This window comes from uncultured Psychrobacter sp. (genome assembly GCF_947500265.1).
In the GTDB taxonomy this organism is placed as follows: Bacteria; Pseudomonadota; Gammaproteobacteria; order Pseudomonadales; family Moraxellaceae; genus Psychrobacter.
Genome location: NZ_CANMRN010000004.1, coordinates 1 through 25,305, shown reverse-complemented (window position 1 = coordinate 25,305; position 25,305 = coordinate 1). Strand labels below are relative to the sequence as shown.

The 25,305-nt window shown below is 43.2% G+C and carries 24 protein-coding genes; 9 read left to right on the top strand and 15 right to left on the bottom strand.

Annotation, left to right across the window (positions count from 1 at the left end; genetic code table 11):
- The first annotated feature begins 75 nt into the window (after positions 1 to 75).
- Complete coding sequence (locus Q0788_RS07155; protein ID WP_298809105.1) at positions 76 to 699, top strand: hypothetical protein; 624 nt, start codon at positions 76 to 78, stop codon at positions 697 to 699.
- An 11-nt stretch (positions 700 to 710) separates the two neighbouring features.
- Here Q0788_RS07155 and Q0788_RS07150 read toward each other — a convergent pair whose 3' ends face one another.
- Positions 711 to 1,331 carry a GNAT family N-acetyltransferase gene (locus Q0788_RS07150; RefSeq protein WP_298809103.1) on the bottom strand — a complete coding sequence of 207 codons (621 nt, stop codon included), beginning with the start codon at positions 1,329 to 1,331 and terminating at the stop codon, positions 711 to 713.
- A 215-nt stretch (positions 1,332 to 1,546) separates the two neighbouring features.
- On the opposite strand from Q0788_RS07150, the gene ribF reads away from it, so the two are divergent.
- Positions 1,547 to 2,629 carry a riboflavin biosynthesis protein RibF gene (gene ribF / locus Q0788_RS07145; RefSeq protein ID WP_298809100.1) on the top strand — a complete coding sequence of 361 codons (1,083 nt, stop codon included), beginning with the start codon at positions 1,547 to 1,549 and terminating at the stop codon, positions 2,627 to 2,629.
- Positions 2,630 to 2,706: 77 nt separating this feature from the next.
- Here ribF and Q0788_RS07140 read toward each other — a convergent pair whose 3' ends face one another.
- From Q0788_RS07140 to Q0788_RS07125, 4 genes are all read right to left on the bottom strand, one after another.
- The gene (locus Q0788_RS07140; protein WP_057761462.1) at positions 2,707 to 2,946 is read right to left on the bottom strand and encodes a DUF2789 domain-containing protein; all 240 of its coding nucleotides are present in this window, start codon (positions 2,944 to 2,946) and stop codon (positions 2,707 to 2,709) included.
- A gap of 295 nt (positions 2,947 to 3,241) precedes the next feature.
- Positions 3,242 to 4,225, bottom strand: coding sequence for a malate dehydrogenase (locus Q0788_RS07135; protein WP_101205831.1), 984 nt, complete (start codon positions 4,223 to 4,225; stop codon positions 3,242 to 3,244).
- A gap of 376 nt (positions 4,226 to 4,601) precedes the next feature.
- Positions 4,602 to 5,282: a hypothetical protein gene (locus Q0788_RS07130; protein WP_296208049.1), complete on the bottom strand. Its 681-nt coding sequence runs from the start codon at positions 5,280 to 5,282 to the stop codon at positions 4,602 to 4,604.
- A 495-nt stretch (positions 5,283 to 5,777) separates the two neighbouring features.
- Entirely contained in the window at positions 5,778 to 7,910 is a 2,133-nt protein-coding gene (locus Q0788_RS07125; RefSeq protein WP_057761464.1) for a lytic transglycosylase domain-containing protein, read from the bottom strand.
- 347 nt (positions 7,911 to 8,257) lie between these two features.
- Between Q0788_RS07125 and miaB the strand changes: the two genes are divergently transcribed.
- Complete coding sequence (gene miaB, locus Q0788_RS07120; RefSeq protein WP_298809097.1) at positions 8,258 to 9,751, top strand: tRNA (N6-isopentenyl adenosine(37)-C2)-methylthiotransferase MiaB; 1,494 nt, start codon at positions 8,258 to 8,260, stop codon at positions 9,749 to 9,751.
- A gap of 196 nt (positions 9,752 to 9,947) precedes the next feature.
- Here the strand turns inward: miaB and Q0788_RS07115 are convergent, their stop codons facing one another.
- The 3 genes from Q0788_RS07115 to Q0788_RS07105 all read right to left on the bottom strand — a co-directional run bounded on the left by Q0788_RS07115 (position 9,948) and on the right by Q0788_RS07105 (position 12,803).
- Entirely contained in the window at positions 9,948 to 10,676 is a 729-nt protein-coding gene (locus Q0788_RS07115) for a LysE family translocator (protein ID WP_298809095.1), read from the bottom strand.
- A gap of 157 nt (positions 10,677 to 10,833) precedes the next feature.
- Positions 10,834 to 12,102, bottom strand: a complete 1,269-nt coding sequence (argE, locus tag Q0788_RS07110) for an acetylornithine deacetylase (protein WP_298809092.1) — start codon at positions 12,100 to 12,102, stop codon at positions 10,834 to 10,836.
- A 47-nt stretch (positions 12,103 to 12,149) separates the two neighbouring features.
- Positions 12,150 to 12,803 carry a UPF0149 family protein gene (locus Q0788_RS07105; RefSeq protein WP_057761477.1) on the bottom strand — a complete coding sequence of 218 codons (654 nt, stop codon included), beginning with the start codon at positions 12,801 to 12,803 and terminating at the stop codon, positions 12,150 to 12,152.
- A gap of 212 nt (positions 12,804 to 13,015) precedes the next feature.
- On the opposite strand from Q0788_RS07105, the gene Q0788_RS07100 reads away from it, so the two are divergent.
- Together Q0788_RS07100 and Q0788_RS07095 are read left to right on the top strand one after the other, a co-directional pair.
- Positions 13,016 to 13,456, top strand: a complete 441-nt coding sequence (locus Q0788_RS07100) for a hypothetical protein (RefSeq protein ID WP_057761479.1) — start codon at positions 13,016 to 13,018, stop codon at positions 13,454 to 13,456.
- Positions 13,457 to 13,564: 108 nt separating this feature from the next.
- Positions 13,565 to 14,026 (top strand): cell division protein ZapA, encoded by a 462-nt coding sequence (locus tag Q0788_RS07095; RefSeq protein WP_298809089.1) that lies wholly within the window; start codon positions 13,565 to 13,567, stop codon positions 14,024 to 14,026.
- 77 nt (positions 14,027 to 14,103) lie between these two features.
- On the opposite strand, the gene Q0788_RS07090 is transcribed toward Q0788_RS07095, so the two are convergent.
- The 4 genes from Q0788_RS07090 to Q0788_RS07075 all read right to left on the bottom strand — a co-directional run bounded on the left by Q0788_RS07090 (position 14,104) and on the right by Q0788_RS07075 (position 18,467).
- Entirely contained in the window at positions 14,104 to 14,394 is a 291-nt protein-coding gene (locus tag Q0788_RS07090) for a hypothetical protein (protein ID WP_238052841.1), read from the bottom strand.
- A 280-nt stretch (positions 14,395 to 14,674) separates the two neighbouring features.
- Positions 14,675 to 16,768 (bottom strand): glycine--tRNA ligase subunit beta, encoded by a 2,094-nt coding sequence (gene glyS / locus Q0788_RS07085; protein WP_298809082.1) that lies wholly within the window; start codon positions 16,766 to 16,768, stop codon positions 14,675 to 14,677.
- A gap of 9 nt (positions 16,769 to 16,777) precedes the next feature.
- Positions 16,778 to 17,779, bottom strand: a complete 1,002-nt coding sequence (gene glyQ, locus Q0788_RS07080) for a glycine--tRNA ligase subunit alpha (RefSeq protein ID WP_298809588.1) — start codon at positions 17,777 to 17,779, stop codon at positions 16,778 to 16,780.
- Between the two features lie 475 nt (positions 17,780 to 18,254).
- Positions 18,255 to 18,467 carry a PspC domain-containing protein gene (locus tag Q0788_RS07075; protein WP_238052839.1) on the bottom strand — a complete coding sequence of 71 codons (213 nt, stop codon included), beginning with the start codon at positions 18,465 to 18,467 and terminating at the stop codon, positions 18,255 to 18,257.
- Between the two features lie 746 nt (positions 18,468 to 19,213).
- On the opposite strand from Q0788_RS07075, the gene nadR reads away from it, so the two are divergent.
- The 3 genes from nadR to Q0788_RS07060 all read left to right on the top strand — a co-directional run bounded on the left by nadR (position 19,214) and on the right by Q0788_RS07060 (position 21,786).
- Positions 19,214 to 20,272: a multifunctional transcriptional regulator/nicotinamide-nucleotide adenylyltransferase/ribosylnicotinamide kinase NadR gene (nadR, locus tag Q0788_RS07070; RefSeq protein ID WP_298809072.1), complete on the top strand. Its 1,059-nt coding sequence runs from the start codon at positions 19,214 to 19,216 to the stop codon at positions 20,270 to 20,272.
- A 126-nt stretch (positions 20,273 to 20,398) separates the two neighbouring features.
- Positions 20,399 to 21,130, top strand: a complete 732-nt coding sequence (gene pnuC, locus Q0788_RS07065) for a nicotinamide riboside transporter PnuC (protein ID WP_160022375.1) — start codon at positions 20,399 to 20,401, stop codon at positions 21,128 to 21,130.
- Positions 21,131 to 21,351: 221 nt separating this feature from the next.
- A complete protein-coding gene (locus Q0788_RS07060; RefSeq protein ID WP_102091859.1) occupies positions 21,352 to 21,786 on the top strand; it encodes a DUF962 domain-containing protein in 435 nt (144 codons plus the stop codon).
- Between the two features lie 183 nt (positions 21,787 to 21,969).
- Here Q0788_RS07060 and Q0788_RS07055 read toward each other — a convergent pair whose 3' ends face one another.
- From Q0788_RS07055 to Q0788_RS07045, 3 genes are all read right to left on the bottom strand, one after another.
- A complete protein-coding gene (locus Q0788_RS07055; RefSeq protein WP_298809062.1) occupies positions 21,970 to 22,581 on the bottom strand; it encodes a nitroreductase family protein in 612 nt (203 codons plus the stop codon).
- A 109-nt stretch (positions 22,582 to 22,690) separates the two neighbouring features.
- Positions 22,691 to 23,404, bottom strand: coding sequence for a pirin family protein (locus Q0788_RS07050; protein WP_298809061.1), 714 nt, complete (start codon positions 23,402 to 23,404; stop codon positions 22,691 to 22,693).
- A gap of 346 nt (positions 23,405 to 23,750) precedes the next feature.
- The gene (locus tag Q0788_RS07045) at positions 23,751 to 24,131 is read right to left on the bottom strand and encodes a DoxX family protein (RefSeq protein WP_057761496.1); all 381 of its coding nucleotides are present in this window, start codon (positions 24,129 to 24,131) and stop codon (positions 23,751 to 23,753) included.
- Between the two features lie 137 nt (positions 24,132 to 24,268).
- Here Q0788_RS07045 and Q0788_RS07040 point away from each other — a divergent pair, with 137 nt between their 5' ends.
- The gene (locus tag Q0788_RS07040) at positions 24,269 to 25,174 is read left to right on the top strand and encodes a LysR family transcriptional regulator (RefSeq protein ID WP_298809057.1); all 906 of its coding nucleotides are present in this window, start codon (positions 24,269 to 24,271) and stop codon (positions 25,172 to 25,174) included.
- Positions 25,175 to 25,305: the final 131 nt, after the last annotated feature.

The window sequence follows — 25,305 nt, the reverse complement described above, 5'->3', positions numbered from 1 at the left end:
TGAGAAATGACAATGCTCGCTGCTGATAATTGTCATAATAGATCATTAATGAATAAATGACATTTGAGGTTTGATATGACAACGAAACAGCCAATCTTCCAGCGCTTACCAATTTTGCTAGCAACTGGTGTACTAAGCACTGGACTCCTTATTAGCGGCTGTAGCAATAATGAGTCGGCTGAAACTGCTACCGATAATGAAGATGTGGCAGCGACCGTGGATACCTCAGAAGACGTCACATTAGACAATGATACGACTGACCAAGCAATAACCGATGACAGTGCTAGCGAAACAGGCGAAATTACAGATAGCGCTGAAAATAAGACAGCAATTGATAGTGATAACATTAATCCAGTCACCGATGCGACTAAACAGAAAAGCCTAGTGACTAATCCGACTCAAGCCGGTACGCCAGAAGATACTGTCAAACAGGCCTTAAACAGCTTGTATTATGGTGAGGTAAAAGATGCGGCGTCATATTACCAAGTCGACATGGCAAACTTTGAAGAAGAGCTTGCCAACACCCAGTCTGCGTTTCAGCAAACGGTGGATGGCGTTACGATTACTGATACCAAATACAATGATGACAAAACTCGTGCCACCATTACTGGCGAGCTGATGCTAAAAGGACAGAGTGAACCTGCACCACTGACCTACCAGCTACAGAAAATAGAAGGTCAATGGAAGATTTTAGGTTAGAGCTTTTTAAGTTAGATTGCCTCAGGCGCTTTATCTGAGATATCGTCTGACGTAACTGCTTTACCCAGCATTACAACATCAGCGATAAACCCTTCCATATCGCAAACTTCTGGCATATAACCCCATTGCTCAAAGCCAAGCTTACGGAATAATCCTAAGCTTGGATGGTTATGAGCAAAGACAAGGGCGATGATATTTCGAATACCTAGGCTTGGTGCTTGCGTCAACATCCAACGGGTCAGCAAACTGCCCAACCCTTTGCCTTGATAATCTTGATTTAGATAAATGCTAATCTCGGTACTGATGTGATAGGCCGTACGTGCGTACAAATCGCTGAAGCTGCCCCATGCGACTATCGGTGCCTTTGTTTGATCTACATCATCTGATGATAGTGCCTTGACCACATATATTGGTCTGGTTGCGCTCTCCAAATGCTCCTCAAACCAAGCGGCACGCTCCTCTAGCGTAACCAATGCAAGATTGGCTGTTGCTTGTTTGCCCGGTATGCTTTGATTATAAATGGCTAAAACTTCTGCTAAATCTTCTTTACTTGCACGCTGCACAACGAACTGATCGGTGAGCTGATATGTCGATAGTTCGGTTGGTATAGTATTTAAGGCAGCAGCAGACATAAGATCTCCATCGTTGTTGAGATTGTTGTTAGGATTGGTATTAGCATCATTGGCAATAAAGAATAGCCACCCTATGCGCCATACTTGCATTACACGTAGACTATAGGATGTTAGTGTGGCTATTTTACTTTATAATGGCTGATTTTAGACACATCAATTTTAAGCATAGATGTGTTTTTTCGTTTTTTATTTGGTCTCATCATAGCTGAAAACTTATGAAAACCTATTTTCTTGAGCAACTGATTTCGTCGCCACACACTTCATCTACGGACACTGTCCCAGTAGAGTTGGCATCTTGCGTGCTCACTATCGGCAATTTCGACGGTGTGCACCTTGGTCACCAAGCCATGCTAGCCCAAGTTCGTGAGATTGCACATACCCAAAATTTGGGTGCGGCGGTCATGATATTTGAGCCGCAGCCACGCGAGTTTTTTGCACCTGCTAAAGCGCCTGCACGTTTGACTAATCTGGCAGAGAAGCAAGCACTGCTGGCAGAATATGGTGTTGAAACATTGATCGTAGCAGGTTTTGATACGGAGTTTCGCTCGCTATCAGCACAAGCATTTGCCGATATAGTAGCCAAGCGTTTGAATGTAAAAGCGTTGGTGCTGGGTGATGACTTTCGCTTTGGCCATGATCGTACTGGCGACAGTCAGTTTTTGCGTGATTATGGTTTGGATGTGACCAACCTGCATACGGTCACTGATAGCAATACTAATAACGATAATACTGATAGCGACAGTATTGATACGACCGATAACGACGCTGCCCGTATCAGCTCTACTCGCGTTCGTGATTTACTATTGGCAGGTGACCTTCAGGCGGCCAACCGGTTGCTTGGTCGTGACTATGCAATCACAGGAGTGGTTGTGCGCGGCGACCAGATAGGTCGAACAATAGACTTTCCTACCGCAAATATCGATTTGCAACGAATAAAGCCTGCCCTGCATGGTATTTTTGCAGTCGATGTGGTGAGCTTAGATGACAATGGTAATGTGATCGCTGATGGTTTGACTGCGCTTGCCACCGACGGTCATACAGGTGTTGCCGGATTGCGTCCGCATAGTGTGTTCGGCACGGCTAATATTGGTAAAAGACCTTCTGTTGATAAAGGTGATGACTGGCGACTAGAAGTCCACTTTCCACAGTTGCAAGCTGATTTATACGGATTGAACTTACACGTACGTTTCCTACACTTTTTGCACGGTGAGCGTCGCTATGATGGAATAGAAGCATTAAAAGCGGGTATTCATCAAGATGTTGCAGACTTACTTGAGTGGCGCGACAAGCAAATTTAAGGTTTAGTGTTCCTCCAGATATAAAAAACCCCGCGATATTAAGACTATCACGGGGTTTTTTATCTCTTGATAAACTTTTATGCATCAGGATGCAAACGGACATTTAGCTCATCGATGGTTTCTACCCATGCTGCATCTTTTTGCCATTCTTCTTGCAGGAACATACGCTGATTGTCCGTCCAAATGCTAGCCTCTGTCAGTTTTTCTTCGCTAGCTAGTTGGTTTGCTGCGATAAAATTATCAATTGCTTCATCAGAGCTGTCTAGACCTAACTGAGCAAATAACTCATTCATACTGTATTCTGGTTCACCCAACATAATTTTTCTCCTTAAATGGTACGAATATAGTCGTACTTATTGTTTAATGTGCTTATTATTCAAATTGACATATTCATTGTAACAAGCTTTATTTTAATAGCTGTTAATCAACGTTTATCTAACGTTATCAATTGTATTAACGGTAAACTGATTTTATTCGTTCAAAATGATGATTGAATTGCTCTCATTTGCCTATTTCTTATAGACATAAAAAAAGCCCTCATATTTCAGAGGGCTTTTTTATACTACTTATCTTTACTACTTAAATCATAGCTTACTGGATAGCAGCTTAGATTTACGGTAGTAAATGTGCTACTGCATCACGCTCTTCACTAAGCTCTTGCTCAGTGGCAGCCATTTTCTCTTTTGAGAAATCTGATGATACATCAACGCCGTCTACGATAGACCAGTCGCCGTTAGTGCATGTGCATGGGAATGAGTAGATCAAACCTTCAGCAATACCATATTCGCCGTTTGAGTAAACGCCCATAGATACCCAATCGTTCTCATCAGTACCTAGCGCCCACGTACGCATGTGTGCGATAGCAGCGTTGGCAGCAGAAGCGGCAGATGATGCACCGCGAGCTTTAATGATCGCAGCACCGCGCTGTTGTACTTCTGGGATATAAGTCGCTTCGTACCATTCACGATCAACTAAATCTAGCGCAGGCTTGCCGTTTACTGTACAAGCGGTTAGATCTGGATACTGAGTTGACGAATGGTTGCCCCAGATGATCATTTTCTTCACGTCATTTACAGTGCTGTCAGTCTTGCCAGCCAACTGTGCCATAGCACGGTTATGGTCTAGACGAGTCATTGCAGTGAAGTTGCGTGGATCAAGATCTGGTGCATTACGCTGAGCGATAAGTGCGTTCGTGTTGGCAGGGTTACCGACTACCAATACTTTTACATCACGGCTAGCGACTTCGTTCAATGCTTTACCTTGTGCTGAGAAAATCGCAGCGTTGGCTTCTAGCAAATCTTTACGCTCCATACCTGGGCCACGAGGACGTGCACCAACCAGTAAAGCATAATCGATATCTTTGAATGCGACGTTAGCATCGTCAGTTTGGACGATACCAGCCAACAATGGGAATGCACAGTCTTCTAGTTCCATGACCACACCCTTTAGGGCGTCAAGAGCTGGCGTAATTTCAAGTAATTGCAAAATAACTGGCTGATCTTTACCTAGCATCTCGCCAGATGCAATACGAAATAGCATCGCGTAGCTGATATTACCAGCGGCACCAGTGACGGCAACACGTAAAGGCTGTTTCATTGACATTGAATACTCCCTAATTAATTATTAGATAATTCTAATGAACGATTATCATTTTAGATATCGACTTGTTTGCCGCATAGCAGCATGTATAAACCGAGAGCTAGTGTAGCACTTCATCGCAGTGACCGTCTAGATACAGTCATAGACCCGTCAGGGATTATATTGTTACATTTTATACAATAGGAGTTTTATAGAGGCTGATCGCTTATGGTTAAAGCGATAGAGTGTTTTATCACGTGATAACTAAAGCACGTTTTCACTATGCTATACGTAGATATAATAGTCAAAATAGGCAATTTGCACCATTAAATTCGGCTAAGTGAAATGAAAAACGGTATCGAAAAATAGGTTTAAGCAGGTAACTAAGTAAAGGTTATCGTCCACCTGAAATGATAAATTTACTGCCACAGCTGTCTACAACGTCATGACAAGTCCCAAAATCACTGCCTTCATAACATACGTGTATATCAGTGAGTATCGATTGGCGACGGCTGCCTTCTTGACAGATGAGATCCACACTGTTTGATGACATACCACTATTGAGACGGGTCATTTGACTGACAAACCGTGATTTGGAAACGGTATAACTATTACCCGTATTTAGCTCATTCGGTAGCTTTAATCCACCTGCATAGTTAGTAATCTGCCGAAAGTAACTGCTGGCGCTAAGCGGACTACAGGCTCCGTAACGTTGCCACGTCTGGCTACGTACCGTTGTGTCAGGCATGATGCGGTTAACGACTTTTAGTTGTAGCGGGGTAAGGCGTGGCTCACTACCGCGACCGCAGCGCTCACCATATCCCATGTCCAGACCAGATACGGTCAATGAATACCCTTCTAAACACTGACGCATACGCGCCCGCGTTGGCTGCATATTACATAATGCTGGGGTCATCTCAATCATCAGTACACGCTGACCAGTCTTAACCGTGCTAGCTGCCTGTGCTGGTAGCAGTATAACGCCTTGTATAAGCAGTAAAGCGCCGAAGCTCAATGTCGCTTTGATACTACCTACACGGTGTTTGCTAGCCAACTCTGCACGCAATCGCATCATAGAGTTAGCAGCCTTGTTGCTCAGGTTTGTATCTGTCTTTGTATTTGCCTTCGATAAAAAGCATATCCGATTAGATAACGAATATTTGGTTTTTGACGACGTAGACAGACTAAAATATTTTTTGATCATAGGACTGAAGGCAGTTAGTTAGCAATGATAAGACATAGGCTATAACTTAAATCATTAGACGCGATACATAAAACACGCATTGACCTAAGAACAAGACTGAAAAATAGGGTTTCCCATTAAGGCAATGGTAACAAAACGTTTTTTTTAATCTATAGCAAAAACGTAAACGTTGACGACATCGTCAGGAATCTCGATAAATGTTGATAAAGCACTAAAGGATAAAGACTGTGAAATTTACCTTAACCAGATGAGTGCTGCTTGGGCAAAGCAAATTTAACCAATTGACAATTAGCAAAGCAAATCAGCAGATAAAAATAAACCACTAACAATGAATCATTAGTGGTTTATCAAATACAAGTTCAGTGATTAAAAGCCAGCGGGCACCGTACCCATACGCTGAGTAATCGGCTGACCACGACCCAACAGACTGCTGTAGATAGTGGCGTTTTCCATTACGTGTTTGACATAGTTACGTGTCTCAGGAAATGCAATCGACTCTACATATTGATCTGCGGCGAGCGAACCATAAACTGGCTGCCAGCGTTTGGCATTATTAGGACCAGCGTTATAGCCTGCGGTTGCCAATACTGGCTGATAATTAAGCTTGCCCAAAATATCACCCATATACCACGTACCATAGCGGATATTGGTATCACCGCTGTTAGCACGGCTCGCACTATACGTCTCGCCTAGGTTACGAGCGATATATTTTGCGGTATCAGGCATGACCTGCATCAGTCCGCTCGCGCCCACGTTTGAGCGCGCAGAGGATACAAAACGGCTTTCTTGACGCATAATACCGTACGCCCATGCTGGATCAATACCTGCTGACTCACTATAACGTACGACTGCGCTTTGATGTGGCATCGGATGCGAGAGTGCTAAGCTATCCACCCTATCAGTATTATCAACCGCATAAATCGCTCGATCGAGCCAGCCCATATCATAGGCTTGACGAGCAGCGGCAATGATTAAATTGTCATCACGATTATCACGAGCTTGCTTTACAGCCCAGTTCCACTCACGGTTGGCATAAGCACGACTGGCCTCAGAGTTGTACAACGCAAACGCACGAGCAAAATTGGCGTCTTGCATGACGCGCGCACGGTCAGCAGTACTGACGTTAGGCAAATTGCTACCGCCTAAACGGCTAGCATCAAAACGCTGCCCTATTTTATCTTTTGCCATTAGGCCATAGTAGTCATTACTTTTTGCTAAGTTCTGATACATTTTTTTGGACGTATTGCGCTTGCTACTATCGCTTGACTGCTCATACGCGCGAGCCAACCAATACTGCCACTGGGCTTCTTTTTGGGTTTCGCCGTCCATTTTTGAGATAGCTTCGACCACATCATCCCAACGACCGAAGCGAATCGCTGCCATCGCGTAATCTTCAGCTTCTTCAAAATTAAAATCATTATCCAAACTGTTGCGGAACCAATCGACTGCTTCAGCGTTAAAGCCATCATCAGTGTTGTGATTCATACGCTGTACGCCAAGCGTACGATAAGCATAGCGTCGGGTTTCGTCATTCAACAATCTGACCGCGCGCTGATTGTCTTGTTTGATATCAAAGTCTAACTGTAGCGCCGCCTCACGATAAGACTTATCAGCCATACGGCCGATTGCATACATATATAGGTATTGATTGGTTTGGCTTGCAGGCTCACGACCAAAACGGCTAAAGAAAGAAGACGGATTTAGCTGAATTTCACTGAGCGCCGAATAAGCAATTGGCGTACCAAGGCGTGAGGACAATGCCATAATATCACCGGTCTTACCTTTACGTAGCATACGCTTGAGACGAGCCGCACGATCTTGATTACTAATCAGCGCGTTGTTGTTCATCTCCATCGCTAGCTGATCGCACAATGCTGGTTGCTTTTTGGTGGTTAGCCAAACATCAGATTTGGCTGCCATAGCACGCATGGTGTCACCGCCATTATTAAACCCAAGCGCAACCGCACAGCGCTCACTGGCATCGGCATTGGTAATCAAATTGGCTACCTGTCTAACCGAGGCATAATCATTCGATCCTGCTTTGGTCTCCGCAAAATCAGCCACTAATTTCTCAGCCATAACCGTGTCTGGATACTGACGCACAAACTGCGAGACCGCCGCTGAACTCTGTGAATTAAGATCTAGATTCATACGCCAATAGGTCGGATACATCGCAAACAAGCCGCCGCTCATGACTTGCTCATAGTTATAGAGCGCACTCACATCACCGCGATCTGCGGCGATAGCGGCTGCCATAAATGAGTCAATACTACTGTCTTGCTGATAATCTTGTTGATAGTTACTTTCTTGTTGATAGCTTTCCTCATCGCCCCAGGTCAACTCGGCACAAGCGACTTGTGACACACCAAGTGCACTTACCGCTGTTGCCACGCTCAACGCGCTCAACCGTAGCGTACCTACTGTGATTCGCTTTGACGCGTGTTTTTGACTGATAGACTCTTCATCCTTGATGCTATGCGCAACACGCAACTTTGTCATACTGACTCTCTTTATGATATCTCTATAAATATGTGAATAACGGTTCGCTAAGTACCGCCAAGGGTATAGCAATCATCATACTATACTCATTGTGCTTTCAACTATCTCCTTTACCTTTTGTTAATAAATAGGACAGCACGGTGTAACATAGAAGTGATAACGAGCCGCAGTTTTTATGAATAGTAATATGAACGACAGTAAATAATTGATACTGCTATGAATTATTTATCATATTGATACCTCATCGCCTGTGCTAATTTTTCACATTGGCACAGGGTTGTGATAAAATACGCCACCTGTTAATCGGCTACTCCGCTATATTTTTGGTCAATCATGGACTTATCCTTATGAGTGTTACTGTATTCAATCCCCGCATCGATGACGATGCTGTTGCTGAGACGACTGTCACCGCACGTGCTGTCACTGCACTCAAAGAAGCAAGTTCAGCCCAAGCACCTGTCGGAAAAGCAGCGACAAAAAAGATCTTTGTCACGACACAAGGCTGTCAGATGAATGTCTATGACTCTGGCAAAATGCTAGACGTGCTCGGTGATTCTCACGGTATGGAAGTGACTCATGATATCGATGAGGCCGATGTACTACTGATGAACACCTGCTCTATTCGCGAAAAAGCGCAAGAAAAAGTCTTTTCAGAATTGGGCCGCTGGCGCAAACTAAAAGAAAAACGCCCTGACCTCGTCATTGGCGTCGGTGGTTGTGTCGCTTCACAAGAAGGCGATAACATCCAAAAGCGTGCGCCTTATGTCGATATGGTATTTGGTCCGCAAACTTTGCATCGCCTGCCAGAGCTATACGATCAATCAAACGAACAACGTGAAATCGCGCCAAAAAATCGTATTGGCACAATTGACGTATCATTCCCTAGCATCGAAAAGTTTGACTTTTTGCCAGAGCCAAGAGTAGAAGGCTACAAAGCGTTTGTCTCTATCATGGAAGGCTGTTCAAAATATTGCTCGTTTTGCGTGGTGCCTTATACGCGTGGTGAAGAATTATCGCGTCCACTTGATGACGTCTTGGCTGAGATTGACAGCCTTGCTGCTCAAGGTATCCGTGAAATTAACCTATTGGGTCAAAACGTTAACGGCTATCGCGGCGAAAAAGACGATGGCAGCATTTGCCGTTTCGCTGAGCTATTGCATTATGTCTCGCATGTCGATGGTGTTGAGCGTATTCGCTATACGACTAGCCATCCACTAGAGTTCACTGATGACATCATTGATGCGTATGCACAGTTACCTGAGCTAGTATCGCACTTACATCTACCGGTTCAGAGTGGCTCAAACGCTATTTTGGCAGCGATGAAGCGCAACCATACGATTGATGTGTATATCAATCAGATTAATAAGCTAAAAGCCATTCGCCCAGATATTCACTTGTCGAGCGACTTTATCATTGGCTTCCCTGGTGAAACTGATCAAGACTTCCAAGATACCTTGAACTTGGCGAAAGAGTTGAACTTCGATCACTCTTACAGCTTTATCTACTCTAAGCGTCCAGGCACGCCAGCGGCTGAGTTGCCAGATGATGTGAGCTTCACGACCAAAAAAGCCCGCTTAGCTGAATTCCAGAAAGTCATCATTGACTCAACGCTTGCCAAAACGCATGAGATGGTCGGCACTACGACTCGCGTCTTGGTGGAGCAAGTTGCCAACCGTCATCCTGATTGCTTAATCGGTACGGCAGATAACACTCGTACCGTCATGTTCCCTCATGATGTTGAGAAAATGGATGAGATGTTGGGTAAACTCGTGAGCGTACGTATTACTGATTTCGTCAGCCCGCACATGGTAAAAGGTGAGCTAATCGAAGTATTGGCATAGTGGTTAAGGTAACAATGGTTAAGTTATAAGCTTGAATAAAAAAGCCGTTCACTATAATAGCGAACGGCTTTTTTGTGCGTGAATATTAACCATCATTATTCTGATAACCAATCTGTCTTCCGTAACTGTTGCTTGGTCTCGCGGCGACGTTTTTTGCGGACGATGTCGATATCTTCCTTTTCGTGAATAGCACCTTTTATACCATAAAACTATTTAACACTTCAGCCAATAAAGCAGCAGCGATAATTATAAATATTACCCCACAACCACGATTGAGCCAAGCTAAGCGATTACCAACATCGAGCCAACTTGCTAGCTTTTTGCCACCTAACGTATATACGATTTGCCAAATCGTTTCGCTCAAAAACAAGCCGATAGTCAATAGGACATATTGCGGCCATAGTGGTGCACTGAAATTGATAAATTTAGGGAAAAAGGCCGCAAAGAACAAAATAGCTTTCGGATTAGATAATGACACCCAAACACCAGTACGAAACAAGGTTGTATTGCTCGGCGCTATTTTGGTAGCAGCACTAGAGAGCGAACGCGGCTGCGGTTTACTAGGCGCACCGTCAGTGGCAGCATAGTCTGCTGCTACCTCGGCACTCAACTCTTTAGCATCACTCATCAAGCTACCGTCACCAGCATCGCGCCATGAGCTGATACCCAAATAGATTAAATACGCCGCGCCAACTGCTTTGATGATGGTCAGTAGCCACGGTGACTGGCGACTAATTACGTCCAAGCCAAGCAGTGTCGATAGCAGTAATACAAACAAACCAAGGCTCAGACCTGCCAGCGTCCATAAGGTTCGTTTAACGCCATAGTTCATGCCATACTGAAACGCCAGCAGCATATTAGGACCAGGGGTCGCTGAGATAAAAAACGTACTTGCGAAAAACACTGCAAACAGATGCCAAGACATCAACCCACCCCTACTTTGTCATGTGTAAATGGTTCTAATACGAACGGCTATGCGACTAAAAAATAAACACCGCCATTAAGACGGTGTCACTTATATCTATATATCAAAAAGTCTCGAAAAAAATTATTAAAGGACCGATACGCCTACTACTGAGTAATTATGACTGCATAGATGGCTGAGTCGTACAGCTATCTAACAATTTCTTTAAAAACGCATCGCAGCGTTCAATTTCGCTAAGCTCCACATACTCATCCGCTTTGTGCGCCTGCTCAATACTACCAGGGCCACAGATAATCGTTGGGATACCTGCATTGGTAAACTGACCGCCTTCAGTCGCGTAAGCCACTTTATGACGCTCATCATCTCCTGTCAGCGCAGCGATTAACGATTGTAGCTCAGCACTATCGTCATCAGTCATGGCTGGGACGCTTTCTTCTTGCATCAGCTCAATACCAGTCTCTGGCGCACGTGCTTGCATTTGGGCATTTAGCTCAGCGACTTTGGCTCGAATGGGCGCTAGTATATCGTCTTGCGTCATGTGCGGCAGGTTACGATAGTCAAAAGTAAACTCGCATAAGTTGGGCACGATATTGGTCGCTGTACCACCATGTATAGTACCTACTGACAATGTCGAGTATGGCACTGTAAACGACGCATCGTTATCATCACGAGTACTCAGCTCTTCAGCAAGCGTATCTACGTAGCCAACCAATCTGCTAGCGTAGCTAATAGCATTGACACCTTGTGCAATCAGTGACGAATGCGCCGACTTGCCATGTACACGGCAACGATAAACTGCGATGCCTTTGTGTGCAACTACCATAGCCATGTTGGTCGGCTCACCGACGATACAATAATCAGGGGTGATACCACGTGCTTTTAGGTCTGCCAAAATCAATGGCGCACCCAAACAGCCAACCTCTTCATCGAACGACAATGCCAAATGCAACGGACGACGTAGCTGACCGCTATTCGATAACTGCACGGCTTGCGGCAATACCGTTAGTGCACAAGCAATGAAGCCCTTCATATCACATGCACCGCGTCCATATAGCTTATCACCACGTATCGTCGCGGTAAACGGCTCTGAAGACCACGCTTGTCCATCAACTGGCACAACGTCGGTATGACCTGATAAGACCAGACCGTTATTGATAATATCAGCGTTTTCACCAGCTGGTACAGTCACAAACAAATTGGCTTTGGTTTTAGCTTCATTAAAGGTCAAATCTACCGTCAAGCCTAACTGCTCACAGTACGACTTTACATCATTAATCAAAGCCAAATTAGAGTGACGACTGACCGTATCAAAGGCGATGAGACGTGTTAGCCAATCGAGACTTTGAGTAGGATGCTCAGCACTTTTCAGCTGGACATCGTTGCTACTGCCGACATTATCGCTATTACTACTGTTATTTTGGATCATAAAATATCCTTACTACAATTTTCAGAACTATGATGTGTCAGAGCTGCTTACGATGGATTGTTATGATTCATCACATCCACCACTGGCGGCATTGGTTTTGGTAACTTACCTTCTGCCTGTAGCTCTTTGGTTGTTTTGGCATCGATAGACAAACCAGCGATGAGCGCGATATCTTTGACAGCCTTGCGTTTACGCGTGGCAAAACTTACGGGTACCATACGAGCAAATTCATAGATATAAAGATAAGACTCTTCGCCACCTTCAAAATCTTCATCATCTTCGAGACGGATTGCGCCAATCTTAGCCAAATCAGATAGCATCTCGTTTTCTTCACTGGTCAAACCACAATCAGTAATACCAAAACCGGTCATAAAACCGTTTGCCCACTGTTTCAACGCCATCACGCGCTCGTATAAATCATGTTCATCATCTGGGATGAGCGGCATGTACGCGTAGGCATCATCTTTGTCTTTTAGCTGAAACACGATGTCTTCCGCTTCTTCTGTCAGCAAGGTCAATGCAGGCTCCGGTAATGGAGCAAAGCTAAGCTCCTCAAACACCTTAGCCCAAGTTGCTTCATCAGGTGCATTACAAGCCGTCATAAGCCCTGTCATCATGCCATGCACTTCGCTGATAGACACGTCAGTCCAATCATCAAACGCGGTCAGCCAAGTATTCCAGCCAGAGATATTATCATTCATAATAGATGTCCTAGTAATTGATTACTGCTCATAAAATAAAAATAGTCGCGATAAAATGTCATGAACAAATCATCGATAAATAAAAGTGAAAAGACAAAGCCTGATGCTTGTAATTACTTTGTTGATATAGATATTATGCGGTCACCTATGGCATTATTAAATGCAGCGAACAAAATTCATTCACGCTTACTTGTTAAGGATAAAAACTGACTATGTATGATCAACTTAGAATATTAGAAAAAATGGTACTCGACATCAAAAAACAGTATCAGCTTGTCAGTGCTGAACTTAGCAGCTTAAAACAACACCCTGTTACTGATTCAAAAGAATTTGCCGCCCTAAAAACCAAATTAGACAACAGTCATAACGAACGTGACGGTGCCAAAAAACAACTGAACGATCTCGATAAACGCTATCAAAGTCTTGCAGAAGCGCACCATATGATCGGTGAAGAACAAGACAAACTGCAAAAACAGATCAGCCAATTACAACAACAAAACAGCGAGCTGCAACAACACAATAATGAGCTAAAGCAGCAGTATAGCGATATCAAACAACAGAACAGTGAACTGCAAAAGAAGAACCAATTGGCAGCTGAGCGTACGCAAGTCGTGTTACAACGCCTAACCCGTATCGATCAAGCAGAAGGCTAACACGCTCTTGTAATAGATGGCAAAGAAGTACTGCTTATTGAGCTACCCAGCGCTATTTGTAAAATCTGATATCACTCATTTCACTGACCAGACATTGTAGGATTTATCATGACCGATGACCAAAGCAAATCGATAGACAAACAACCAAAAAATACTCAAGCACCAAGTGCGCCAGTACCAAATGTGCCAGTACCAGCGCAAAAAACGACACCAGCAGCATCAAATATATCAAGCGCCATGACACAATCTAATACCAAAACACCTAAAGCGCCTGAACCACAAATCAAAAAAGTTGATATCGCGATTGCTGGGGTTACTTATCCAATATTTTGTCCAGTACATGAGCAAGAAGAGCTACTGTCAGCGGTTTCGTATATCAACAACTATGCGCTTGATTTAAAAAGAGATGCGCCAAGTCTTAGCCAAGAAAGCATACTGGTACTGTGCTGCTTGAACCTATATGAAAAAATCCATGCCAATCAAAGAAGTGATGAAGATCGTTTGCAGAAAAACAAACAGTCCGAAGCATTGCTGAATAAAATCATGAAAGATGCTCATTCTATTCTATAGATGCATCGTACTGTATTAGACATATAAGCGCCTAGCCAATAAAGTTAGGCGCTTTTTTTGGTCAATCATTTATCTATTTATGCATAAGGCGTGTAGGTCTTGCCTGCATGAAAGTCTGCTTGATGCTCATAATTGCAAAAGAATAACTCTTGGTTCGATTCAACATTGCCATCGGTAGCTGTACTTGGTTTGGTTTCAAGTACGCCGCGATATTCAGCCAAGCTGTTGCCACAGAAATTACACTGACGCGGAGTGGTCACATCTCCTTCTTTTGGCATCATACTCTTAGGTGCGCGCGGGTACATAAACTTATAAAAAGCCCACATTGAAGCCCAAATAATAAGGATGACAATAATAACAGCAAACACGGCAGTGCTCCTTCGATTACGGGTAAACGCAAGAAATAACGAAATCTACTAAATAAGATTATTTAATACGTTTTGATAGCATAAATTTTACCGTCAATAATAGCGATAATACAATGCATTTACCGTTTAATTGCTAATTGCGCTAACTGACTGGCTATATCTAACGGATAACTGTATGAGTAAACCAGTCAACTGCATAACAAAAAACCTGGCCATGATAAGCCAGGTTTTTTATCAAAAGTAACCGTCAAGTTAAAGTAACCATCAGCTTTTAGCAGAGTTACAGCTGTAGCTCACTGATATCAGCTACCGTCAAGAACAAGGCGCGAACCTGCTTTAACAATGCCAAGCGATTGTTTTTAAGCGAGGCATCTTCACTGTTGACCATTACTTGATCAAAGAACTGGGTCAACGGCTCATCTAAGCTAGCCAGCGTTTGCAATACTTGCGTATAGTCCGCTTGCTCCAGCAATGGTTGTACCACTGTCTGTGCTTGCTGCACATTTGCATATAAGTTTTGCTCAGCAGGTTCAGACAGTAGTGCTTCATCGACTGTATCAGCCACGCTCACTTCTGACTTGGCCAATATATTAGCAACACGTTTGTTTGAATCAGCCAACATCGACGCTTGTGATAGCTCGCTAAATGCTTGCACTGCACGGATACGCTGATCAAAATCAAGTGGCATATGCGGGTTAATCGCTTGCACTGCTTGAATCGTATCGACACTAACGCCCTGCTCCGTATACATCGCACGGTAGCGCGAGTTTAGGAATGCCATGACTTGGGTAAAGGTATCACCCATTTTTTCAATCTTACTACCTTCAGCATCGCTATAGCCTTTAATCGCTTGCTCAACGAGCGCAACCAAATTAATCGGCAGCTGCTTTTCGATCAAAATACGCAAGATGCCAATAGCAGAACGACGTAAGCTAAACGGATCCTTTGAACCCGTCGGTGCTTGGTCAATCGCAAAGATCCCAACCAATGTATCCAAACGATCAGCTAACGCTAAGCAAATACCAATCGGTGTTTGTGGTAATACATCGCCACTGAACTTAGGCAGATATTGCTCTTCTAAACTGGCTGCAACCGCTTCAGGCTCATCGTTTAGACGCGCATAATAAGTACCTGCGATACCTTGCAATTCAGGGTACTCGCCGACGAGCGAGCTGGCCAAATCTGCTTTAGATAAAATACCTGCACGTACGGTTTCATCAACATTGATACCGTGGCCTTGCTGCTGCATCAATGTAGCGATGAATGCAGCAAGCTTAGCAATACGCTCAGACTTCTCCCAAATCGTACCCAGTTTGTCTTGGAATACGCGATTTTTTAGGCTTTCTGTAAGCGCAAACAACGGCTGCTTTTGATCTTGTAAGAAGAAAAACTCTGCATCAGCCAAACGTGGACGTACAACTTTTTCATTACCTTCGATAATCTGGTTAGGATCTTTTGATTCAATATTGGTAATAAAAATGAAATACGGCTGCAGCTTGCCATTCTTATCCGTCAAGCAAAAATACTTTTGATCCGCTTGCATGGTCGAGATAAGCGCTTCTTGCGGTACTTGTAAAAAGCGCGCTTCAAAGCTTGCTCGTAGTGCAATTGGAAAATCGACCAATGCGGTGACTTCATCTAACAAATCTTGCGGTACGATGGCATCAGAATTGACTTCATCTGCCAAAGCTTTGACTTGGTTTTTGATCAGCATTTGACGCTTATCAAAATCTGCCACTACTTTTAGACCACTTAGTAATTCTTCATAATCATTGGCATGAGCAATATTGTGGTAGTCAGGGCTGTGGAAGCGATGACCACGCGTTTGCGTACCAGTCTGATGACCCTGGATAGTGGCATCAATGACAGTATCATCCTGCATCAATACTGCCCACTGTACTGGACGTACAAACTCGTTGCGGCTAGCGCCTGAGCGCATACGCTTAGCAATTGGCAAATTATCTAGCGCGGTTTGGAAAATAGCAGGCAGTAACTCAGTAGTCGCTTGACCACGGATAGTCTGCTCAAAACCGACATAGTCACCTTTGTCGGTATTAATCGTCGTAAGCTCGCTGGCTTCAATACCCAAACCTTTGGCAAAGCCCATGGCCGCACGTGTTGGATTGCCCTCTGCATCAAACGCCGCTTTAATCGCTGGTCCGCGTTTTTGCTCAGTGCGATCAGGCTGCTTATCGCTAATACCTTGAATCTGAATGGCCAAACGTCGCGGAGCAGCAAAAGCCTTGATACTATCAAAGGTGATATCTGCTGCTGTTAATTGCTCAGTAACACTGGCTTGTAGCGCATCACGTAATGGTTTTAGGCTCTTTGGAGGTAGCTCTTCACACCCCAGTTCAAATAGAATAGTACTCATGGGATGCTCCTATTTATCGTTAGTAGATTGGTTGGTGGCAGTAGTTTCTTTTGCTGAGTTGTCTGCTGCTAAGCTGTCTTTTGACACGTCTTCTTTTGGCAAATACTTATCAAGCGCGGCTTGGCGATGCTCTTCATCAGCCAATGGGAAGCCCAATTTGGCACGAGCTTCGACATAACCAAAAGCAACCTTACGAGCAAGTGTACGCACACGTAGGATAAAACGCTGACGTTCAGTCACTGAAATAGCGCCACGTGCATCAAGCAAGTTAAACGCATGAGATGCTTTTAATACCATCTCATAAGCTGGCAATGGCAATCCTGCATCGACCAATTTGTCGGCTTGTTGCTCATAAAAATCAAACATCTCGCCCATCATTGGCACATCAGCGTGCTCAAAATTATAGGTAGACTGCTCGACCTCGTTTTGATGAAAAACATCGCCATACGTGACGCGACCAAACTCACCATCTGCCCAGACCAAATCATAAACGCTATCAACGCCTTGTACATACATGGCCAAACGCTCAAGACCGTAAGTAATCTCACCTGTGACTGGGAAACATTCAATACCGCCGACTTGCTGGAAATAGGTAAACTGCGTGACTTCCATACCGTTTAACCAGATCTCCCAACCAAGTCCCCATGCACCAAGAGTTGGCGATTCCCAGTTGTCTTCTACAAAACGCACATCATGCACCAATGGATCAATACCAATGGCTCGTAGTGAGTCCAAATACAGCTCTTGGATGTTCGGTGGGTTTGGCTTTAGCACGACCTGGAACTGATAATAATGCTGCAAGCGGTTTGGATTGTCACCATAGCGCCCGTCAGTAGGACGACGTGATGGCTGTACATACGCTGCATTCCAGCGCTCAGGACCTAATGAGCGCAAAAACGTCGCGGTATGAAAAGTACCTGCACCGACTTCCATGTCGTAGGGCTGCAATACAACGCAGCCTTTATCGGCCCAATAATTTTGCAAAGTTAAGATTAAATCTTGAAAAGTCATCGGTTGAGAATCTTTATCTTGTGTCATCGGGGTTATCGCTTGGGATGTCATAGTTTCGGTTTTCATAGTAAAGTCACTGTGAAATGAGTATTATTAAATAAATCTCTGATAGCGCACGCGCGACCTATTCGGCAACGACTCTATCTGCCTGCTCACCTTACTAAAAATTGACTATTTTATCCATATTTACATCAACTAAATTTGCATAGCGAGCACAAAACCTCAGTTGTATAGCGTATTTTCAGGCAAATCATCATGGAAGTCGCACTAATACAATAAATAAAAAAATACCCAAATGCGCTAGCATTCGGGCAGGAGGAAAATTGTATCTTGGGCATCCTGATTGATCAGGCTTTTTATTTTTTGGAGGTCTACTGTTTTTAGCAACTACGTCTAACTTAAATTTGTCTTTTTAACTGGTTCAGAAAACCTAATTCTAAAAAAGCTAATTTTAAAAATAACTATCAGGCTCCTATTATTGATAAGACTGATTATTGGCTTTTGGCATAATTATCCATAGGATGATATAAATCAAAATGCCTGGTACTGCTGCGCTTAACGATGAGATGATTACGAATAATACTCTCACCCATGTTGGCGACCAACCAGCATACTCTGCAATGCCACCCATCACACCTGCTATCATGCGATTGTTTGGTGAGCGATGTAATTTTGCTAACTTAGCCAAATCAAATACCTCTCTATTTTCTATTCTTGTTTATTTTTTATTCTATTTTTCTGATTGTCTTACGTATATAGCTAAAACATTATCTTGCTTTGCTAACTTACGAATCAGTATATCAATAATTCAGGATTTATCTGTTGAAGGTATAGCAGTACTTTGTGAGTTTATGCTACTCAAGCTTACCCTAATCTGTCATAGCACCATGCAAGCCCCTGATTTTAAATAGTTATTTCAAAATGTTTCAAAACCACCTTTGTTGCTACAACCTTGCAATCCAGCTTCACATATCTTGTAATTTTTAATTTAATCAAAGAGATAAGCGCGCTTTACAACGCTAAAATCGAGTCAAACTTTTGATAGACTGAATAATATTTTAGCTGACCAAGTTTACTCGATTAAAAGAACCCTCAATTAGAAAACGTGCGATTCCATGTACGTGCGATATACCTTATTTTTACAATAACCCACCTGCAAATCATCCAAAAGCTTTATACCATGCTGATAAGCAACTTAAGTTTTCAGACGTTCTATGATGAAAGTTATAACACTGCTCAACTGTTAGATAAAAACACCTTTACGAAGAATAGTAGAAGTAAGTAACGAGGTTAGTGTTACAGGTCTTAATAGATTGCTGATTTGGATCTTGATAGATATCTAGTTTGGATCATTCAACTTAGACAGTATCGACCGTATTTTTTAGAATAGACATAGAACACTAAGATTAGAATAAAAAAATAATAAGGATAACTATGTACGACACTGGGTTGATGATTGGACATTTCGAGCCCCTGCATTTAGGACAGATGCGCAGCATATTGGATGCAGCAGGACAAGCCAAAACCTTACATATCGTTATTATGGCGCATCCATTGCCGCATCCTGATTTTACCATTACCTTACAAGACAAAGCGCGTTGGCTACAGATGGCCTGTGCCGACTTGCCATTTATTCATATTCATACTACTCATGAGATAGAGCTACCGCTGCACGAACATCTGTATAGCACTAGCGATGATGTCAGTATCGATGGCGCTGCTAGTAATGCCAAATTGCAACGCTTAATGGACGCACTATCACTATCAGCAGAGACTGTATTGTTTATGGCGGAAAACCATCCGCTCACTCGCAATGACATACAAGAGCAGTTGCTTTTGCCAGTCGTCACTACGCCGCTACAGCCGGAATTTGACTCTTATGCGATTGCGCGTGATCCAGTCGCCCATTGGTCAGCACTTCATCCGCAAGCCCGCGCCGACTATACCAAGACTGTCGCTATCGTCGGCGGTGAAAGCTCAGGTAAGACAACGCTAGTCCATAAGCTTGCCAATTATTACGGTGCCAGCTTTGCCCTAGAAATGGGTCGTCTGTATGTCGGTACGGATTTGGGCGGTAGCGAGGTTGGATTACAGTACAGTGATTATGGCCCTATATGTCTTGATCATGCTGAAGCAATCCGAGAAGCTAAAGCCAATGCAACGGCCCCTATCACCATCGTTGATACTGACTTTGTCACTACGCAAGCATTTTGTGAAGAGTATGAGGGTCGCACGCATCCCTTTGTGGATGCTTGTATCGATGAGTTTCGCTTAGACCACACCATTATGCTAGATAACAATACGCCATGGGTCGATGATGGTATGCGATCTTTGGGTACGCCTGAAGCGCGTGGACGCTTTGAGCAGCGTTTGATAGATATTTTTGCGCGTCACGATATTACGCCGCATATGATTGACCAGCCTGACTATGACGCTCGCTACCAGCAAGCATTGTTATTGATTGATCAATATATCTATGGCAAAAAATCATAAGCTGTACTGAGCATATTTATAATAATTTATTCACTAGCACATGTTATTCAACTAGCACACGTTGTTTAACTAATACATGACAGTTAGCACTATATTGATATCAGTATTTACTTTAGGGGAAAAGCGATGCGTATTCAGCTATTGGACAACATCACCGGAAAATGGGCGATGCAATGGATTATCATTTGGTTTATTTGCGGTGTCATTGCCTTATCCGCAGGTTTTTGGCTCACGACAGACCATACCACGCTTGACTGGTTTTATTTAGCGGTCTCGTTCATTGGTTTGGTTTGCGTGGTCTCGTTATCATTCCGCAAAAACGTCATGGGCAATGGCTTTGGTATGGGGGCAACGGCCGGCGAAGTCATCGTGCAGGCAACGTCTGGCGCAGTTGGTTTGATGCTTGCTCCACTATTTAACTTTTTTACCCACGTTTACGGTATTTTTTATTGGTCGAAACACACCGATCCTGATGGCGACATGATACCTAAATCAGCAAGTAAAGCTGTTTGGTTAATCACTGCTGCATTTATTATCATTGGTCTTGCCTTGTTTCCTACGATAAATGATCTACTGGCGAGCTATGGCTATGCGGTCGTAGAGGATGATAGTAGTCTGTTTTTGGGATTTATCTCTTTCTTTTGGATTAATGTGATTGCCTTTGTGCTTTCTATTACCGCTCAGGCAGCTATGATTCTGCGTTATTCGTTTAACTGGTGGTTATGGATTATCGTCAACTTTGTCTGGCTCATCGTGAACCTCATGTCTGGCAACTATATCTTTGCTATTCAGACTATGGTGTATCAAGTAAACGCCTTTATCGGTCTTTATGAATGGCATCGCAGCGAGCAAGGATAACGCGTCTCTTATACAAAAACCCCTTGGAAGTTTGAATAAAATCTTGCTGATATAGTATCAATAGTACAAGTGAAATTGACTGTGCCGTCTATCAGATAACGTGGTAGACAGGCGCAATTAGTGCTACAACTGATGTTAACAATCATCTTCATACTGAGATTAGTAGCGAGTCCATTAGCTAGTATGAGTTACTTATCTTATTTACTAACAGGGAGGTTAGTATGTCTCGTCAACCAAAAATGTCCAAACGTACGCTAGAGCAATGGCTTAGTGAGTACTCTGTCAGTCACCAAAACTTGGTCAATAAAAAAATCCATTGGCTATGTGTGCCGACGATCTTTGTCAGTCTGCTAGGTATGGGTATGTCATTATCTGTGTGGTTTACCTTGGTGCTTAGCGCATTGGTACTACTGTTTTATATGCGTTTATCTACGCCACTGTTTTTAGCGATGGGGATGTTTATTCTTATCTGTCTGTCAGTGATGGCAGCGATGCCATGGGGATTCAAAGCGTGGGCAGCGGTCTTTGTCGTTGCGTGGATTGGACAATTCATCGGGCATAAAATCGAAGGCAAAAAACCTTCTTTCTTTAAGGATCTACAGTTTTTATTAATCGGTCCAGCATGGGTGGCTAATAGTTTGATGCAACGTAAATAGTTGTCAATCTCTGCTTAATTTTTGCAGGAATTTAGCTTAGCTGTAGGCTATTGATAACCTATACAATCTTGACCCTCAACAAGAAAATATTACCAATAAGAAAACGCCGCCCAGAAATTACTGAGTGGCGCTTTTTTTACGTAAGCTTTTGGGGCTATATAAAATGGAATAAACTAGCTTACCTTAAGCACCAAACACTTTCATACGTTCTTCGACTGGCTTAAATGCTTTTTCGCCCGCTGGCTGCTCAATCGTTCCAAATACCAATTGTGCATTTAGCGTCCAGTCTTTATCGATATCCCAAGCGCTAGCTACTTTTTGATCGATTACTGGATTGTAGTGCTGTAAGCTTGCGCCAACATCGATACTGGCGAGTGCCGTCCATATAACATACTGATGCATGGCGCTGGTCTGGCTTGCCCAGATTGGGAAGTTATCAGCATATAGTGGCGCTGCTTCTTGCATGCCTCTGACGACCGCTTGATCTTCAAAAAACAATACAGTACCAGCACCGTTACGGAAACCATTGACACGCTCTTTGGTCGATTTGAACTTCTCTTCGTCACCAACGATTTCGCGTAACGTATCTTCGGTCATATCCCACAATTTACGATGATCATCGCCAAACAATACAACGATGCGCGTTGATTGCGAGTTAAACGACGATGGCGTGTGCAAAATAGCATGTTCAACTATTTTCACGATTTCGTCGTTAGCTACTGGCAGTTGGTTGCTTAGCGCATAGATAGAACGACGTTTTTCTGCTAGCTGCTGTAATGTTGTTAAATCTGACATAGTGTTTCTCCACGTTGTTAGTAAAATAGTTATTAATAAGAGTAATTTTTAGCATTAATATTTATTGGTATGAGTACTTTAATTGATAAAGCACTTTGCTATCCGATGACTACATAAATAGCGGTACTTCCATCACTAGCACACGGCTAGCTACTGTTGCGTCCATCGTAAAGCTCTGAGTATCCCAAATGCAAAGGCCGTCACGAGTAGACAGGACTTGGCCATTTATCACGACTTCACCGCTGAGCACAAATACGTAGACACCGTTGTTGGGATTATTTAACTGATAAGTTTGCGATATGCCTTCGTCAAAACCACCCATGCTAAACCAAGCATCTTGATGAATCCAAACCCCTGCATCATCGGCATTAGGTGATAGCACTTGGCTAAACTCGTTAGGTCGCATGATATCGCCCATATGCACTTGCTGATAGCGCGGTGCGACATCCATTTTGTTTGGTATCACCCAAATCTGCAGAAACCTCACAGCCTCTGCATCGTCACCATTCATTTCACTATGGGTAATGCCTGTACCCGCTGACATCACTTGAATTTCACTAGTTTCTATGACGCCCTCGTTGCCGATACTGTCGCCGTGAGCAAGCTTGCCGGATAGAGGAATACTGATAATTTCCATGTTACGGTGCGAGTGATTGTCAAACCCTTGACCACCAATGACAAAATCATCATTAATAACGCGTAAGGCACCAAAGCCCATACGCTCAGGATTATGATAATTGGCAAAGCTAAAGGTATGTCTGCTTTTAAGCCAGCCATGATTGGCATCGCCACGTGAGTCTGCTGCATGATAGATTGTTTTCATAATTCGTCCTTAGCTATCAACAGATTAATCCTCTATATACTTATTATCGATTAATCTATTTAAACAATGGGCTTATTATAATTATTAACCATACATAGATAAACAACGCTAAATGCAATTAACTATTCTGTTTTGTAGAACAATCAGAGCAGTTTTAACGTAATGTAGATTTTTTACATATATTAGCACAGCTAACTTTATATAAATTACTTTAAGTTATGCTTATATAAAAAACTGTCTGCTGTTGAAATTTTCTGTGAAAATGTTAATGATGCTCTTTATTTGAAACTATCCCTTTATGATTATTCTTCGTAAGCGTATAAGAGGTAACTCAGCTACTGATTGTTTATCGCTTATTGTCTATTGAGTAAGCACCCGCACCATGAGCAAAAATCATCAAAAACCCACCTGCGATCGAAATATTCTTCATAAATGAGATCATCTGTGATTCGTCAGTCCAGAACTGATGAAAAATAATAGCTGACACGATGCTAAACCCAGCAAACAAGAAAGCGATTGGGCGAGCTTTATAACCTAGCAAGATAGCGATACCACCTAGTACCTCAAACGCGATTACCAATGGTAATAACATACCAGGCACACCTACTGACTCCATATAGCCTTGAGTGGTCGCATAATCTGTGATTTTACCAATGCCTGCAAAGATGAAAATGATTGATAATAATAGACGACCGAGCGGTGCGCTAAATTGCTGTAATTTGTCCATAATGATGCTCCAAAAGTGTGTTTAATCATGTCTCTAAGTAGAGAATAGCGCGATTATAGGCGTTGACTAGCATGGGATAAACAGCAATAATTACAAATGTAAGTTCTTGGGGTAAGAACAATCATGAGGCATCGATAATGGGTCAATTAGAAGACATGGCGATGTTTGTACGCATTGTTGAGGCAGGTAGTATTACCAAGGCTGCTGAGCAGTTAAATATTGCAAAATCAGCCGTCAGTCGCCGACTTAAAGAATTGGAAGAGCGTTTAGGCAGTCAATTAATCAGCCGTACTACCCGCCAATCTAAATTGACGCAAGCTGGTGAGCAATATTATCAGCAAGTGAATAATATCTTGCGTGCGGTTGACGCTGTCAATGAGCATGCTACTGACGCTCCCATGCGTATTGAAGGTACGCTAAAAATGACAGCGCCGTTGTCCTTTGGACTCATGCATCTGAACGATGTGATTGATAAATACGCCAATAAACATCCCAATCTGAGATTCGATCTGGATTTTTCTGACCGACGTATTGATTTGATTGAAGAAGGCTATGAGTTGGCCATTCGAATCGGAGAGCTACAAGATTCTAGCTATCAAGCAAAAAAGTTGGCATTGATTCGTTGTGTGATTTGCGCCAGTCCCGATTATTTGGCAAGAATGGGCACGCCTGAAACGCTAGACGATTTAGACAACCATGCGCTTTTGCAATACAGTCTCGGTCAAACCAATAGTATAAACTTGGTGGATACTGAAGGCAGAAGTCATCATCGTACGATAGATGCCAAAATCAAAGCCACCAATGGTGAGTTCTTAGTGGATTTGGCAGTCAAAGGGCATGGCATTACTTTTGTACCGACTTTTATTGCTTATAAACAACTGGCGCTGGGCGAGCTTGTACCTGTCTTCCAACACTATCAATTGCCAACCCTAACCGCTTATGCTGTTTATCCAAAGAATCGTTTTTTGTCGCAGCGTTGTCGTTACTTGATTGATTTTATTGCCGAGCAATTCGGTGACAATCCATACTGGGATCAATATTAATCAACACTCTTATTCTCCCTAACGATATCAATTGCTATTGATTTTGGGTCGCCGTCCCCTCTTTAACCCGACTAATCGTCAGCCCCGTAAACCCGAATAGCAGCGTCAATAGCAATGACAAATAACAGAAG

What these genes read in the sequence shown, in the direction of transcription:
- Q0788_RS07060 (WP_102091859.1), top strand. Translation starts at nt 21,352, where the DNA reads ATGTCTCGTCAACCAAAAATGTCCAAACGTACGCTAGAGCAATGGCTT.
- Q0788_RS07125 (WP_057761464.1), bottom strand. Translation starts at nt 7,910, where the DNA reads ATGACAAAGTTGCGTGTTGCGCATAGCATCAAGGATGAAGAGTCTATC.
- Q0788_RS07130 (WP_296208049.1), bottom strand. Translation starts at nt 5,282, where the DNA reads ATGATGCGATTGCGTGCAGAGTTGGCTAGCAAACACCGTGTAGGTAGT.
- pnuC (WP_160022375.1), top strand. Translation starts at nt 20,399, where the DNA reads ATGCGTATTCAGCTATTGGACAACATCACCGGAAAATGGGCGATGCAA.
- Q0788_RS07095 (WP_298809089.1), top strand. Translation starts at nt 13,565, where the DNA reads ATGACCGATGACCAAAGCAAATCGATAGACAAACAACCAAAAAATACT.
- Q0788_RS07135 (WP_101205831.1), bottom strand. Translation starts at nt 4,225, where the DNA reads ATGAAACAGCCTTTACGTGTTGCCGTCACTGGTGCCGCTGGTAATATC.
- Q0788_RS07140 (WP_057761462.1), bottom strand. Translation starts at nt 2,946, where the DNA reads ATGTTGGGTGAACCAGAATACAGTATGAATGAGTTATTTGCTCAGTTA.
- argE (WP_298809092.1), bottom strand. Translation starts at nt 12,102, where the DNA reads ATGATCCAAAATAACAGTAGTAATAGCGATAATGTCGGCAGTAGCAAC.
- Q0788_RS07155 (WP_298809105.1), top strand. Translation starts at nt 76, where the DNA reads ATGACAACGAAACAGCCAATCTTCCAGCGCTTACCAATTTTGCTAGCA.
- ribF (WP_298809100.1), top strand. Translation starts at nt 1,547, where the DNA reads ATGAAAACCTATTTTCTTGAGCAACTGATTTCGTCGCCACACACTTCA.
- Q0788_RS07040 (WP_298809057.1), top strand. Translation starts at nt 24,269, where the DNA reads ATGGGTCAATTAGAAGACATGGCGATGTTTGTACGCATTGTTGAGGCA.
- Q0788_RS07100 (WP_057761479.1), top strand. Translation starts at nt 13,016, where the DNA reads ATGTATGATCAACTTAGAATATTAGAAAAAATGGTACTCGACATCAAA.
- nadR (WP_298809072.1), top strand. Translation starts at nt 19,214, where the DNA reads ATGTACGACACTGGGTTGATGATTGGACATTTCGAGCCCCTGCATTTA.
- Q0788_RS07055 (WP_298809062.1), bottom strand. Translation starts at nt 22,581, where the DNA reads ATGTCAGATTTAACAACATTACAGCAGCTAGCAGAAAAACGTCGTTCT.
- Q0788_RS07045 (WP_057761496.1), bottom strand. Translation starts at nt 24,131, where the DNA reads ATGGACAAATTACAGCAATTTAGCGCACCGCTCGGTCGTCTATTATTA.
- miaB (WP_298809097.1), top strand. Translation starts at nt 8,258, where the DNA reads ATGAGTGTTACTGTATTCAATCCCCGCATCGATGACGATGCTGTTGCT.
- glyQ (WP_298809588.1), bottom strand. Translation starts at nt 17,779, where the DNA reads ATGACTTTTCAAGATTTAATCTTAACTTTGCAAAATTATTGGGCCGAT.
- Q0788_RS07115 (WP_298809095.1), bottom strand. Translation starts at nt 10,676, where the DNA reads ATGTCTTGGCATCTGTTTGCAGTGTTTTTCGCAAGTACGTTTTTTATC.
- glyS (WP_298809082.1), bottom strand. Translation starts at nt 16,768, where the DNA reads ATGAGTACTATTCTATTTGAACTGGGGTGTGAAGAGCTACCTCCAAAG.
- Q0788_RS07105 (WP_057761477.1), bottom strand. Translation starts at nt 12,803, where the DNA reads ATGAATGATAATATCTCTGGCTGGAATACTTGGCTGACCGCGTTTGAT.
- Q0788_RS07150 (WP_298809103.1), bottom strand. Translation starts at nt 1,331, where the DNA reads ATGTCTGCTGCTGCCTTAAATACTATACCAACCGAACTATCGACATAT.
- Q0788_RS07050 (WP_298809061.1), bottom strand. Translation starts at nt 23,404, where the DNA reads ATGAAAACAATCTATCATGCAGCAGACTCACGTGGCGATGCCAATCAT.